The following is a 13,088-nucleotide window of genomic DNA, read 5'->3' as shown; positions in this document are numbered from 1 at the left end:
GGTTCTGTGGTGATTGCTCCTGCAAATTTCTTACCTTCATGGGGGGGCAATGCCCCGCAACAAATCTTGAAGAGGGGGCAATATTTGGTGATCTGCACTTCTGCTAAGCTCGGGACCATACCGTTTCAATGAGGTAGCCCTATGTCATTTGTAGACAAGTTTGTTGCTGAGATATTGGCTCTTCAAGTTTCTTTGTATCACTCCCGTGCTCGACTACAGGCGCGGACTGACGGCGAGGCTTTGCACGACCTCCGAATTGCTGTGCGGCGTGTTAGAAGCCTGCTCCGACCGATGCGTGCCATGTGTGGGATTTCGATGCTCAACAATGCTGCGGCTGAAGTGGGACGGTTGACCACTCCTGCTCGCGATCTGGAGGTGATGATTCAGGAGCTTGAGAGCAGGGGGGGGCGGCCCAGGCGCAGCTCAGAAAAGCACGGTTAGCGGCACATTATTCCAAAATTCTAAAAAGTTCGGCCCTCAAGAGCCTGTTTGTTCAGTTGGATGAGTGGCCTCGTGCCTTTCGTTCAGTGGAAACTAGCGGCGGCTTGAAAAACGCCCAGCCTCTTATTGAAAAGGCACTGAAGAAGCAGATCGACCGGCTGCACTTTGCAGTGGATGACACTGGATTTGATCGGCACGAGCTGAGGATCGTGGTTAAGCAAACTCGCTACTTGACGGAAGCTTTTCCAAAGTTATCACCGCTTTCTCCTAAAGCTACGAGTTCTCTCAAGGCACTGCAATCCGCGTTGGGCTCTTGGCATGACCATTATCAATGGTGCCAAAAGGTGCTGATCGAGTCTGACTTGCGCCCGTTCGAAAAGGTTTGGCGGGGCTGCGCAGAAACAGCGCTGCACAAAGCCGAGGCCCAATTGGTCGATCTGGCGAAACTGCTGCCAAAAACTTCAGACAAAAAAAGCTGGTCAAAGTGACAGAGGAAAATGCAGAAGGCGCTGAATAGCTGAGTATCACTGCCGGAAAGCTACAACGCGCTGACGATTTTTTGTGGGGGGAATGCCTCATCCCAAAGCTCAAGCACAGGTCTATTTATGCTAATAGCAGGGGGTAGGCCGCGTTGACACGATCTTTCCGACTTTTCACGAGAGCTTTGGCTTTTGTGTAGCTGCAATATTTTACCCACAAGGCTTACATCGAGACAGGCAAGCCTAAGGGAGAATTCGCTTCTTCGATTCTTAGCTGTATCACTTGAGTACCTGCGAGCGGTGGTTCACATCGGCCACAAGCTCAATCAGAAACACTTTTGCGTTTTCGGAGTTCGATTATTGAGTCGCAGGCGCTATTGGGGTTATGAAATTGGCACATCTAATGGCGTCTCTCGGTGACGCAACCCCCTTTCTGATTGGTTCGGCGTTCTCGTGGATTGTGGCAGTTGCGCCCAGAGCAGTGCTTGATAAACTACGGAACCTCTCTAACTAACCCACATCGCTACAAATTTCCTGCAAGGCGTGGGATGCTTAATGTCTCGTTAGCCTTCCATGGCTTCTAATTATGAAACGCAAATGGCAGGTCTGAATCCCTTCAAAGCCTCCGAAGTGGCTGCGAGTACCGGCAGCTTCAGCCGGGCCGCCGAGTTGCTCAATCTCACCCAGAGCGCAGTCAGCCGTCAGGTGCGGCATCTTGTGGAACGATTGGGCGAATACCTACTGGGGCGTCGCCACCAAATAGAGACAGATACATGCGACTAATTGACGGCCAGCCGCATTCGGATTCCGGACCTACTTTGAGTGCATACCCGAGTGGCGAAATCCTTAATTCAATTTTTCAAGCGCACGATCTGGTTGACGGTAGGTTAGCTCTGTCACAAATAATGTTCAGAGAGCTGGACTCTGAGATTGAATTTCTGATGGAGCTGCTTCGCAAGCATCGATTAAACAAACGGAAATGGACGATAGATTGGCTCTTCCGCGGTAACGACACCTTTCAGGCCATGGTCAGCGGGCGTGGGGGGCAGTACAGAATCGACATAGCTGCCGGAACGATTCTAGTCGCTCTATCGACTGCCATTGAGCTTTGTGCTCTGGAGGTGGACAGTCCAACTTCCCACCTGGCAGATCAGTACAAAGGGAAGGAGAACTCTATCCAGCTCCTGTTTCCAAACCTGGTGAATCCTGAGGAGGCTGGTTTCGATGCACTGAGTTTAGCGTTGGATGTCTGCCTTCTGCTCTATTTTCACGAGTTGGCTCATGCGATCCATGGTCACTGCGACTATGAACCCAGTATCGATGAGGAGAGGAGAGCGCTGGAGTTCGATGCGGACTTCAACGCGGGCACGATGTTTGGCACTTGGGTGTGGCACCTGCCTGCATCGTATAGGAAGCCTGAATCAGAAGAAGATATGTTCCGGCGACTAATTAGGGCTGCATTTCTTTTAGGGACAATATTGAAAGCTGTATCGGTACCTTCCGCTGAATATCACCTCCCTACCAATCGTGTTCGTAGCTTTTTGGCGGGCGGCGTATTTGCCTTTGAAAGCCTTGGCAAGTCGCCAAAGATCGATGACGTCGCGGAGGGGGATGCTTACTGGGAACAAAAGATCTCCCTGCACTGCGATTCCCTGATCAATGCCCTAAAACGCTCCACTCTGCGAGAATTCAGAGGCACTGAAATCGATATTCAGGAGGATCGCCGACAGATGGAAGAGATCACCGGGGTCGTGCGAGACAGGTTGAAAGATGGGCCACTTATGCGGTTCAGGCTGAAAGCCTGACCTTGGTACCTGGTACTTTTTTCACCTGAGTACGGTGTGCTTTCAACGGCACACCGAAACCGTTGCTAAAGAGCACGCCCCATATGGCCACATTCGCGAGGACCCTCGCGGTATCGGTCAGTTGCGGTCTGGACCGATTAGGGGAGAAAACGAATACAGGCCGAATCTCAATGCATAAATAATTCATTGAGATGGAAAGGGCTTAACGTTATCACTTTGAATTATCGCGTTAAGCTCGCTATTTTTTAGCATCAAGGTGGCGTTATGTGATGCGAGCAAAGCGATTTCCTTTTTGAGCAATGCGATTTCGTCCCTATGGTCCTTGTTGATGCTCCTGAACTCCTTGAGTTTTTTTGCGATGCTGTTTCTTTGCTCTCGCATATCCACGCCCAGTTTTCGGCGTATTAAATCCGCCATATCAGGATGGTGGTTGTGGATAGCGGCTGCGGATATTCCAGTTTCTTCAGCAACGGCAATAATGCTGAGCTTGCGCCCTTTCTCGACTACCCTCGTTCGCCCTTTTTCAATGCGAAGTATCGCCAGTCTGATTTCTTCCCGTCTCCTATCCTTTCTCGTTGGGCTCGGGCTGGGGGGATTACTCATTAGCTCTGTACTCCGGATCAAGTTGTGCAATAACGCTTCTACTGCGCTCCAAATCTCTCTGTGCTCTCGCTCTGCCCGATTCACCGATGTCTAGGAGATCGATCAGTTCAAGCTGTTGAGCCTCTATTTCGCGCCACGCCGGTAGGTGTGTATCATCTGCAAGAAAATTCACACAGCCGCCATCCTTTGCGCATCGAGTCTTCTCGACGCCTTCACCACCGATACAGTTACCTTTGTCGTTTGTACACCAACCAACAGAAGTAGCGCGAATATAGATATTTGTGGCGATCGACTTGACCATCTGAGCCCAATTTTTGTAGGTTTTTATTATTGCCCTATACCTTTGCACGGGTTCTGCTAGTCCGCCAGTCAACGGTGTGGTTTCAAGAAGGAAATGCTCAACTTGGGACTGTTTTTGCTCGCTATAGGCAAATGCCACGTCCTCGAGAAGACTCGCATCATGGTCACCATGTTTTGTATAAGAAATGAGCATGTCGAGACTGGCGTGACCAAAATGCTCTTTCGCATAACGATAGTCGCCATGCCCGCTGCTTACTATGTAATGAGCTAAAGTGGGCCTGAATTGATGAGACGCTAGATTCCAAGTCAAATTGACAGACTGAACAAAATCTTTTAGACGGTAGTTTATAGCGGAATTACTAAAGGTTTGGATACATCCGGTGAAATCCAGGCCGAGGAATATAGAGTCTTTGTTGCGACGAGCGGAAATTAGTGAGTATTCATCAGACCCACTTTCTTCTAGGTCCCTTATTTTTAAGGCTAGTTTATCTCTCAAATCTTGAGTGATTTTCGCCGCAATCTCAGTTGCGTTATGTGTGATTTTGTTAACTATCCATACCCTTGGGAATCCTTCGGCTTCACCACGAATCCAGCATATTGTTTCTCCGTCTTCTGTGGTACTGAAATTGCAATCAGTTTTCAGCGAGAGCAGTTCGTTGGAGCGTATACCTGATGTCGCCAGTATTATAATTATGCATGCAGTGAGGGTTGCCGATACTGTATTTTTCAAGTCCTGCAAGTTTCCGGTAAATCCCGCTTTCTTTAGATTTGCTAGTGAATTAGGTATAGCTAGATAGCGTGCATTTTTTTCCAAATTGCTATGATGGTACGCCCTAAGCTCCAATAAATTATCGGCCGACTCAAGGAGGATTACGGACGCCTTGAGGAGACTGGCGAGAATTTCATCAGGAATTCGTGAAGTTTTAACGTATGCATTAACTACTGACGCTCCTCCGGCGATTAAATACGCGGAGGATGACGGCCATGGTTTCGGCATAGCATCAAGCGAGCCTTCAGTAAGCTCATGCAGAAGTTCAACAGCCATTAGTCTAGTTTTTATGGCACCTGGTGACAGCGGTTTCCCCGTACTGCTAGGAAGATTTTTGAGGGAGTGTACGTAGTTCAGGAAAATTAGCGTGTTTATGCTATTCAGCGATTTGGTGTGATTCTCGACAAAGCGTAGGAAGGGCAGCATGTTTTCGTAAACAGACACTATGGACTTACCACGAGGTGTTTTTCCTCGGCGGCCACGTATAAAACCAAGTATGGCTATTTTGACGGATTGAACAAATTTTAATGGTACTTTAGAAAAGTCAAGTAGTTTGGAGCAGTCGTGCGTCCCTGCGGGAAATATTTCGTCGGGCAGGCGCCAAATCATTTCATAAAAGTAGCTTAAAGGTTTGTGTACCCCTTCCAAGGAAATGTAGTATGTCGCCACAACTGACTCAAAGCTATTGTCTCCAATGCAGGACTTGAGTTCTTTGATAAGAAATGTTTTAAGCATGATGCGATGCTTCCTTCTTTATGTTATTTCCAAGCTGGATGTGGCGTGATACGCGCTTTTGTGAACGTGGCTTCTACCAATTTTTTTTCGAACTTGGGAAGAATGTCATTAGTGATGGTTCTCAAAATTGCGCTGTATGTTTTTTTCCATGCCCAAGCGCCCAAAGTTTTTCTTTGGCGAAGGCAATAAAAGTAAAAGCTGGTTAACCGATAAAGGTCATCCGCAGTGACGACAAAGTTAGAGCAGCTGAAACAACCGAAAACCTGCACGCACAAGCTGCCGTCTTTCGGGGCACGATCACCATTTTTTAGATCAGTACAACTCGCAATGATTGTGGGTTCGTATGTGTAATCGAGGAGTTCCTTAACTCTTACTTCAACCATCGCATGATGCTTTTTTTTTGAATCAGGAGGAGCTTGTAAGTAGTGATCATTGCTAACTTTTACGCTGTGATTCGCGAGTGCGGCAGTAGAGAATGGGTCATAGTTGTTAAGTTTATAAACATTGTTGATCCAAGTTTTTCGCAGTCTCTCATAATTTAAAATCAGTGGCTTGCCATCGGCTGATTTTAGATTATGATTTTTAATCAGCTTTTTTATAGCTACACCAATGGCCGCTTTTGTCAGCGCTTTACCTGATCTCTCTTCATTAGTATTATTAGGCGCAACAAAAATACGAGAAGGAAAGCTGCTTAATTTTCGGCACTCCTCGTTGCGCTCGATGACAGCGTCGAGTACCTTTTCTATGAACGGAGTAGTTTCCGCAAAGTATGGATCGCCTTCGTTATTATCAGGAATAAGTGGAATTGATTGGTTTTTATTGCCTCGGCGTTTATAAAGGTGTAAAAGACGTTTTTGCGGATGAAAAGGGTGCTCAGTTACGGACGTTATATCAATTTCTACAAGTGGCTGTAAATTAGCACCAGTTTTGTCAGCCAGAGTCATGAGGCAGTAACTGAGTTGCTCAGGTGTTAGGGGGCCAACCCCCTTAAGTATTTTTTGCACTTCAGTTGCCAGCGCTTTCTGCAGCGGGACGTGTTCGCAAGGGACATAAGATGTCGCACGCGGTGGTTCGCTTGGATCTTTCCCCGCAAAGCTATTGGCGGGAAACCAAGAAGGGTCAACGCTGAATTCACGCTCTGTCAGTATCGCTTTGACGCGTGAATAGATATGACGTTGTGTGCTTATGGGCATCATCTCTAAAAAATCATAAAAGCTTAATATGAACTCTTTAGTGATATTCTCGCAGTTCAAACTGGAATAATGCTCTGATTTGATTAAGTAGTCGCAACCGTCAAACAGATGTTTAAGACCGCCCACGCAATACGATGCTAAGGTAGTATAGGAGCGGCTTTGCTGGTCCGTATCAATTGCAGAGCTGAGAAGTCTCTGTATAGTGCTGAAGCTTGTAAGTACAATGTCGTCGAATCCCTTGCCCAAGAATTTTTTTGAATCGAATTTTCGTACGCTCGTACTGTTCTCTGGAAATTCGATGCATGGGGCCGCATCGGTAGTCGCTGAGTCGACTTTGAGTTCGATATCAACATCGGCGTCCGATAAATTCGATTTAAAATTCTTGCGATGCCTCATTTACCACCTCTGCGTAGTACTCAGCCAAATTGTTTTGTATGGTATCTAAGACGCTGTCATCTACTAGCTCTATAAAGTGCAGATATATTTCAGTCGTCTTAATGCTCGCATGTCCCATTCTGTCTCTTACGTAGATGAGTGGAACCATGGGAAGATTCATCTTCGTCAAAACGTAGAGCGTATGAGTTGCGTATGTGTGCCGTAGAATATGTGGGTTTAATTTGAAGGGTAGGGATAGCTCCTTGTAAAGGGTATTCAGGCCGCGGCCACCGTTCGCGAAGCGTTTTCCATGCTCAGTTAAGAACAATAGTTTTTTATCTTCTTCATCGTTGCAGAGTGAGGCTCGTGTTTGGCGATCATATTTGACATAGCTCCATAAATCTCTCATTAACGACGCTGGAATATCAACTTGTCGACTTTTATTGTTTTTAGTCTTCATTTCATCGGGGTTCAGTGTAATGCGGTAGTTCATTTTCGCTACTGGATATTCCTTCGGATCGACAATATATTTTGTTGGGAATGTCAGTAGTTCTTGCTTTCTAAGGCCGCATGCTAGGCCTAAGCGTGTTATGAGTTTTAACTCGAGGTTGGCAATGGCCTCCAAGGTGGTGGCGATTTGAATTCTATTGAGGATGCTGATAGTGGTGACACTTGCTTTTCGGCCACTTTTTCGGCCACCGGAGTAACTTTTATCACCTCCGGTAGTATCCTTTTTGACAAGCGCTGATTTGTGATCCTTCAGGAATTCTTTCTCACCCTCCCAAGGTAAGCTTTGGATCCACTGCTGTTTAAGTGCGTACTCATAAAATCGATAAATGATGCGCATACGATCGTTTACTGTGCTCGCTTCCAATCCACACTCAGCCATACTCCAATTGCGGTATTTATCTATAGTTGTGTGCTTAGACGTGCTGTTGGTCACTGTCCAGTCGTACCCGTTAGCCTCGCAAAAACCGAAGTAATCATAAAGAGCCCTCCCATATTGCTCCCATGTATCCGGACTGCCAGCATTGCCTATCTGAGTGCATATATAAATAAGAAAGTTTAAGACGTGCCATTGAATATTCATAAATGCATCAAGCAAGATTGGGAATTTAGGATAGGGAACATCAGAAATTTTAAAGTCGCTTGTGCTGAATATGAGTCTCACTAAGTACACCTGATATGTTTTTTAAAGAGCGAGGTTCTGGTTTTGAAGTGGGTAAAGATGTAACCGTGCTTCAGTTCGTTTGGTGGTTGGAAGTTAGTTTGACTTGATGTTGGTGTCAAACATTTTTTTTGGGCTAGGTTGTGCAAGTTTTGTTGCTTTCAAAGTTTTGTGCTGTTGTTTGCCTTTTAAAACAATCTCACACTTTTATTAATATCCTTGTGTCTCCGGGGTTTGATTGGTGAGTTCTGTAATGTTGACATCCACCTCGATCCATATTTATTGAGTTATTATATGTTTTTTTGGGGAGTAAATTTTTTGCCTCGCATTGGTAAAAGCTTGCTTACGCCGTTAGGATTTTTGGTTTTTCGATGACGCTAGCTATTCACACCCCCTCCGAATGGACCGATTTTTCACTTGGTAGGAGGGGAAGGGCCTATGGAAATCGGAGGATTGGGGGAGAGGATAGGAAAAGTAACAGTTGTTACTCTACCTTTCAGTTAATTGAGAGGGCGCATGAGCGGACAGGTCTATAGTGGTGATATAGGACAATTCCTACAAATGAAAAAGAATAGGACTACGGATCAATAGGGTTTTGAGTGGGGAAATGTGAAAGTTCTGATTGTGTAATCAGAAAGTGACGATGTTTATAGTGCGCATTACACGCGCGATTTATTGGACTTTTCAAGTGCGAGTATTTTGTGCGCTTTTATATTAAGGCCAAGGTCAACAAGTTTCTAAATTCAGTTTGTTTCAGCGGCTTGGTCAAGTATCCCAGCAAGGGTAATCGGTGTTCACTGGCCTGTTTCCTGAGCCCCTCCAGTTCAAAGGAAGTCAGGCTGCTCAGCAGGATCGCCTGCCTGATCATTCCACGGTGACTGGCCAGATGGATCAACTCCAGTCCGGGGAGGTCGGGCAGGCATTGATCGCAGAGCAGAATGTCGAATGGTTGCCGCGCCTCGTGCATCTTTTGCAACGCACCTTCGGCGCTGTCGGTGACGGTCAGTTGAGTGAAGCCGAAACTCTCCAGCAGGCATTGGGTCGCAAAGAGCTGGAAGGGATGATCTTCCACCAACAAGATGCGCCAGTCGTTTTTCAACATGGAAATTGGCATTAAACGGAATTCGTCGCCAGCGGGGAGGGTCGATTATTCGGCGGTCCGACTGGACAATCGATCAGCTTGCTCAGCGCGATACGTAGGGGGATTCGTTGAAACGCAGTTGACGGACGAGCGACTCGATCAGCCGGCCAGAATTATCTGACACGGCTGATCCCGGAGTTTTATCCGTGGATGGAGCGGCCAGTCATTTCCTGGGCCATTTCGCTGGCGTAGCTGTCGGTCATGCCGGCGATGAAATCAATCATGCGCAGGAACGATGTATGCAACGGGCCATTCGGATCGGGCGCGTTGTTACCCAACAGGTCGAGTACCCGACGGCTCTTGAAGGACGGCGTGCGGCCGTTGTGCTGTTCCAGCGCCGCGCCGCAGAAGGCGTTGAGCAGGATTTCCAGCGTGGTGTAGGCACCGATTTCATGCAGCGTCTTGCGCTTGTCCTGGAAGATCTTTTTGCGCGCCATGTCCTTGGCATTCAACACGCAGCGCTTGGCCGGGCCGTGCATGTGTTCGACCAGATCGCCAGGCAACGTGCCGGCCAGCAGCGCATCCTGCTGCTCGACAAAGGCGCGGGCGGCGGCGTTGGTCAGGTGTTCGATGGCCTTGCCGCGCAGGATTGCCAGTTTGCGCCGACGGGAATCTTGCGGGCCGAGCAGGCGATAGGTTTCCGGAATATCGTCGCCCACCAGGTCGAGCAGTAGGGATTCGACTTCGGCGTATTCCAGCAGGTCCATTTCCAGGCCATCTTCGAGGTCGATCAGCGCGTAGCAGATGTCATCAGCGGCTTCCATCAGGTACACCAGCGGGTGACGGGCCCAGCGCTGTTCTTCCAGTTGCGGCAGGCCGAGTTTGTGCGCGATCTGTTCCAGCAGCGGCAGTTCGCTCTGATAGCAGCCGAACTTGTGCTTTTTGTAGCCCAGGGAATCGGCGTGCTTGGCGGTCCACGGGTACTTCAAGTAGGTGCCGAGGGTGGCGTAGGTCAGGCGCGTGCCGCCGTCGAACTGGTGATATTCCAGTTGGGTAAGCACGCGAAAGCCTTGGGCATTGCCTTCGAAATTCAGGAAGTCGTTACGCTCGACCTCGCTCATCGCATCCAGCCAGCCACGTCCGGCGGCCTGCTGGAACCAATGACGGATCGCGTCTTCGCCGGAGTGGCCGAAGGGTGGGTTGCCGATGTCATGGGCCAGGCAAGCCGATTGCACCACCATGCCCAAATCACTCGGTTCGCACCATTCGGGCAGGGCGCTGCGAATGGTTTCGCCCACGCGCATGCCCAGCGACCGACCGACGCAACTGACTTCCAGCGAGTGGGTCAGGCGCGTGTGGATGTGATCGTTGCTGGACACCGGGTGCACTTGGGTCTTGCGCCCCAGGCGGCGGAACGCACCGGAAAAAATGATGCGGTCGTGGTCTTTATGGAAAGGGCTGCGGCCAAGTTCTTCCGGGCTGTGCAGCGGCTTTCCGAGGCGTTCGCGGGTAAGCAGGGTTTGCCAATCCAAGGCTGGTTCTCTCCGTCAAATGACTGATGGCCCAGTGTCCTGTCTCGCCTGCGTGCCTGCAAGCAGAACTACAGCCCGGCGGCGTCGATATCGATGAGCAGCAGGCGCTCGCCGTTGTCGAAAAACTGTCCCGCCGTCAGGCAATACTGGTTACTGGTGGCATCGCGGTAGGTGTTGGAAAGCGTCAGCCGCCGCTCATCCCAACCTTCGGCCAGCAGATGATAGAAGTACGGGCGCCAAGACCAGTTGTGGCCCAGGTAGCGGTTATCGGCTTCCCAGCGGTTGTTGCGCCATTCCAGATTGGGCGTCAGTTGCGTGCCATGGCGATCGCATTGGTAGAAACGCAACAGCCAGGGAAAGGCATTCAGTTGCGGCAAGGCGCTGATGGGCGCGCGGGCCTGGGCCCAATCCTGCAGGATCGCCATCAGCTCGCTGAGTTGCCGGCGCATGACCATCAGTTGCCCGCGTTCAATCAGCTTGCGCTGGACATAGCGTTGGCGCAGTTGGGCGAACTGGTCGACGAAGGCATCAGTGGCGAAGAAATCGGTGTGCGCCCGGGCGAACAGAAAACCCTGCACATAACGTGAACCGCACTCCAGGGCAAAACTCAGTTGGGCTTCGGTTTCCACGCCTTCGGCGATGATCCAGCACCCGGTTTTCTCGGCCATCAGCGCCAGGGCCTTGACCACCTCGCTACTCGGTCCGCCCAGGGCTGCGGCCTGAAACAGGCGCATGTCGAGCTTGAGAATGTCGGGTTGCAGGGCAAGCACGCGATCGAGTTGCGAATAACCGGCACCGAAGTCATCGATGGCAATCCGCGCACCTGCCTGGCGATAACGCGCTACCACTTCGGCCAGGCGTTGGCCATCGCCGCCCAGTTCGGTGATCTCGAAGACGATGCGTTGCGGGTCGACGCCATGCCGGGCCAGTTGCTTGAGACTCGGCAAGGCCTGGTCAGGGCGCAAGCGGCTGATCCAGCGCGGCGACATGTTGAGGCTCAGAAACCATTCCGAAGGTGCTTCGTGCAGACGGCTCAACGCGTTATCACGTATCTGTCGGTCGAGGCGACGCAGGGCGATGGCGGGAGTTCGCGGGTCGGCGAACAGCGGTCCCACGGAGGTCAATTGACCATCGGCCTGGCGCAGTCGACCCAATGCTTCGACGCCCGCGATACGCCCGGTGGCGGTATCGATAAATGGCTGAAAGCAGGCGAGCGGTTGCCCGTCGATCACGAGGCCTCCATAGGTGAGGTTTTGTTTTTGGATTGATCCCGAGGCCGGGTAGGCACGCAGGATTGAACCCCTCGATAAAGAGGTTCAATCCCGGTGGTATTGCAAGAATGCAGCCAGTTAACGACTGATCAGTGTTTGCTCGAGTTGCCCTGCAACACCAGTTTGATCAGCGGCCCCAGACTGGTGCCCAGTTGAACGAGGCGCGTGAGGCTGCTGACGCCGCCGTTCTTGGCGCCCTTGCCGGTCAGGAAACCGAGCAGGGTCACGGCGGCCATGCCCCAGAGCGGAGCGTGCTTGATGCCAAAACCACCTTGCAGGTTTTGTGTCATCCCGCGCACGCGCTGCAGCGGTTGCAACAATTGCCGGGATTCCTGGCGGATTTCCTGGCGATGCATTTCCATGCGCAAACGGATCAGCGCCTTGCGCATTTCCGCGCGCGAGCTGTTGTGCGGCAGTTCAGGCAGGCTCATGGCAGCAGGCGCTCCCGATCATTGGCCAGTTCTTCCAGGGTGCCATGGAAGGGCGAGGATTCATCGAATACCGCAGCCTTGAGGCGCATCCCGCAGAAAATCGCGGCCAGGGTGTAGAACACGCACAGCCCAATGATGGCGGCCAGGCGATAGGTGTCCCAAAACAGGATCATCACCAGCGTCGACAACCCCACCAGCAACAGCAAGGCAAACACCAGCGCCAGGCCGGCAAACAACAACAGGCTGACGGTGCGGGCTTTCTGTTCCTGCAATTCGATGCCGAACAATTCGACATGGCTGTGCAGCAACCCTAGAAACGCCGCACCCAGCCGCCGCGAGGAAGCGCTTGTGCCCGTCGCGGACGGGCCGGATTCGCCGATAGACATATCAGCGACGCGTGGCCAGCAGGCCAATCAGGAAACCCACGCCGGCAGCGATGCCGACCGATTGCCATGGGTTGGCCTGAACGTAATCTTCGGTGGCGGTGACGGCGGCCTGACCGCGCTCGCGCAGCGAGTCTTCGGTCAGTTTCAGGGTTTCGCGAGCACGCAGCAGGCTGTCGTGGATCTGGTCACGCAATTCATCGGCCTGATCGCCGGCGATGGATTTGGTGTGTTCCAGCAACCGTTCAGTGTCGCTGACCAGGGTCTGAAAATCGTTCATCAGGATTTCTTGAGCAGTCTTTGCCTTGATGCTGGCCATGGGTAAATCTCCGTAAGTGGCTTCTGATGCGTTCGAGTATGAGCCTTGGGTGAAGGTTCAGTACAAATGACTGGTACAACTTTTGCTATGTCATGGTGCGTCAGCCCGCGCCGTTGCGCTGTTGCTGGGCATGATTTGAGCAAAACCATAACTCAAATAATCGAAACCCGCGCAAAGGTCATGACCTTGTGCGCCAAAGCGGT

Annotated in this window: 13 protein-coding genes and 1 pseudogene; 4 read left to right on the top strand and 10 right to left on the bottom strand. The window is 50.8% G+C overall.

Annotated features, from left to right (window positions below):
- Positions 1-141: 141 nt before the first annotated feature.
- The 4 genes and pseudogenes from ACIOYV_RS10805 to ACIOYV_RS10790 all read left to right on the top strand — a co-directional run bounded on the left by ACIOYV_RS10805 (position 142) and on the right by ACIOYV_RS10790 (position 2,725).
- Positions 142-441 carry a CHAD domain-containing protein gene (locus ACIOYV_RS10805; protein WP_401323543.1) on the top strand — a complete coding sequence of 100 codons (300 nt, stop codon included), beginning with the start codon at positions 142-144 and terminating at the stop codon, positions 439-441.
- 17 nt (positions 442-458) lie between these two features.
- Positions 459-929: a CHAD domain-containing protein gene (locus ACIOYV_RS10800; RefSeq protein WP_401324014.1), complete on the top strand. Its 471-nt coding sequence runs from the start codon at positions 459-461 to the stop codon at positions 927-929.
- Between the two features lie 588 nt (positions 930-1,517).
- Positions 1,518-1,676, top strand: a pseudogene (locus tag ACIOYV_RS10795) (LysR family transcriptional regulator); the annotation flags it as partial.
- Positions 1,677-1,693: 17 nt separating this feature from the next.
- Positions 1,694-2,725: a hypothetical protein gene (locus tag ACIOYV_RS10790; protein ID WP_401323542.1), complete on the top strand. Its 1,032-nt coding sequence runs from the start codon at positions 1,694-1,696 to the stop codon at positions 2,723-2,725.
- Positions 2,726-2,908: 183 nt separating this feature from the next.
- On the opposite strand, the gene ACIOYV_RS10785 is transcribed toward ACIOYV_RS10790, so the two are convergent.
- The 10 genes from ACIOYV_RS10785 to ACIOYV_RS10740 all read right to left on the bottom strand — a co-directional run bounded on the left by ACIOYV_RS10785 (position 2,909) and on the right by ACIOYV_RS10740 (position 12,885).
- A complete protein-coding gene (locus tag ACIOYV_RS10785; RefSeq protein WP_401323540.1) occupies positions 2,909-3,328 on the bottom strand; it encodes a TetR family transcriptional regulator in 420 nt (139 codons plus the stop codon).
- Entirely contained in the window at positions 3,321-5,132 is a 1,812-nt protein-coding gene (locus ACIOYV_RS10780) for a tyrosine-type recombinase/integrase (RefSeq protein ID WP_401323538.1), read from the bottom strand. The genes ACIOYV_RS10785 and ACIOYV_RS10780 overlap by 8 nt, the downstream gene beginning before the upstream one ends.
- 23 nt (positions 5,133-5,155) lie before the next feature.
- Positions 5,156-6,721, bottom strand: coding sequence for a hypothetical protein (locus ACIOYV_RS10775; protein ID WP_401323536.1), 1,566 nt, complete (start codon positions 6,719-6,721; stop codon positions 5,156-5,158).
- A complete protein-coding gene (locus ACIOYV_RS10770) occupies positions 6,699-7,871 on the bottom strand; it encodes a tyrosine-type recombinase/integrase (RefSeq protein WP_401323535.1) in 1,173 nt (390 codons plus the stop codon). Before ACIOYV_RS10770 ends, ACIOYV_RS10775 begins: the two co-directional genes overlap by 23 nt.
- 706 nt (positions 7,872-8,577) lie before the next feature.
- Positions 8,578-8,970, bottom strand: coding sequence for a response regulator (locus ACIOYV_RS10765; RefSeq protein ID WP_401324012.1), 393 nt, complete (start codon positions 8,968-8,970; stop codon positions 8,578-8,580).
- A 179-nt stretch (positions 8,971-9,149) separates the two neighbouring features.
- Positions 9,150-10,481, bottom strand: coding sequence for a deoxyguanosinetriphosphate triphosphohydrolase (locus ACIOYV_RS10760; protein WP_265039988.1), 1,332 nt, complete (start codon positions 10,479-10,481; stop codon positions 9,150-9,152).
- Positions 10,482-10,549: 68 nt separating this feature from the next.
- A complete protein-coding gene (locus ACIOYV_RS10755) occupies positions 10,550-11,713 on the bottom strand; it encodes an EAL domain-containing protein (RefSeq protein WP_054052072.1) in 1,164 nt (387 codons plus the stop codon).
- 128 nt (positions 11,714-11,841) lie between these two features.
- Positions 11,842-12,183 carry a hypothetical protein gene (locus ACIOYV_RS10750; protein ID WP_163913238.1) on the bottom strand — a complete coding sequence of 114 codons (342 nt, stop codon included), beginning with the start codon at positions 12,181-12,183 and terminating at the stop codon, positions 11,842-11,844.
- Positions 12,180-12,569: a phage holin family protein gene (locus ACIOYV_RS10745; RefSeq protein ID WP_054052077.1), complete on the bottom strand. Its 390-nt coding sequence runs from the start codon at positions 12,567-12,569 to the stop codon at positions 12,180-12,182. The genes ACIOYV_RS10750 and ACIOYV_RS10745 overlap by 4 nt, the downstream gene beginning before the upstream one ends.
- Before the next feature lies 1 nt (position 12,570).
- Positions 12,571-12,885 (bottom strand): YqjD family protein, encoded by a 315-nt coding sequence (locus ACIOYV_RS10740; protein WP_054052078.1) that lies wholly within the window; start codon positions 12,883-12,885, stop codon positions 12,571-12,573.
- Positions 12,886-13,088 lie beyond the last annotated feature (203 nt).

Origin of the sequence: Pseudomonas sp. NPDC087342 (genome assembly GCF_044744265.1) — a bacterium.
GTDB lineage: Bacteria > Pseudomonadota > Gammaproteobacteria > Pseudomonadales > Pseudomonadaceae > Aquipseudomonas > Aquipseudomonas nunensis.
The sequence above is the reverse complement of the archived record's forward strand: the minus strand, read 5'-3'. Positions and strand labels throughout refer to the sequence as shown.

What these genes read in the sequence shown, in the direction of transcription:
- ACIOYV_RS10805 (WP_401323543.1), top strand. Translation starts at nt 142, where the DNA reads ATGTCATTTGTAGACAAGTTTGTTGCTGAGATATTGGCTCTTCAAGTT.
- ACIOYV_RS10790 (WP_401323542.1), top strand. Translation starts at nt 1,694, where the DNA reads ATGCGACTAATTGACGGCCAGCCGCATTCGGATTCCGGACCTACTTTG.
- ACIOYV_RS10785 (WP_401323540.1), bottom strand. Translation starts at nt 3,328, where the DNA reads ATGAGTAATCCCCCCAGCCCGAGCCCAACGAGAAAGGATAGGAGACGG.
- ACIOYV_RS10780 (WP_401323538.1), bottom strand. Translation starts at nt 5,132, where the DNA reads ATGCTTAAAACATTTCTTATCAAAGAACTCAAGTCCTGCATTGGAGAC.
- ACIOYV_RS10775 (WP_401323536.1), bottom strand. Translation starts at nt 6,721, where the DNA reads ATGAGGCATCGCAAGAATTTTAAATCGAATTTATCGGACGCCGATGTT.
- ACIOYV_RS10765 (WP_401324012.1), bottom strand. Translation starts at nt 8,970, where the DNA reads ATGTTGAAAAACGACTGGCGCATCTTGTTGGTGGAAGATCATCCCTTC.
- ACIOYV_RS10750 (WP_163913238.1), bottom strand. Translation starts at nt 12,183, where the DNA reads ATGAGCCTGCCTGAACTGCCGCACAACAGCTCGCGCGCGGAAATGCGC.
- ACIOYV_RS10745 (WP_054052077.1), bottom strand. Translation starts at nt 12,569, where the DNA reads ATGTCTATCGGCGAATCCGGCCCGTCCGCGACGGGCACAAGCGCTTCC.
- ACIOYV_RS10740 (WP_054052078.1), bottom strand. Translation starts at nt 12,885, where the DNA reads ATGGCCAGCATCAAGGCAAAGACTGCTCAAGAAATCCTGATGAACGAT.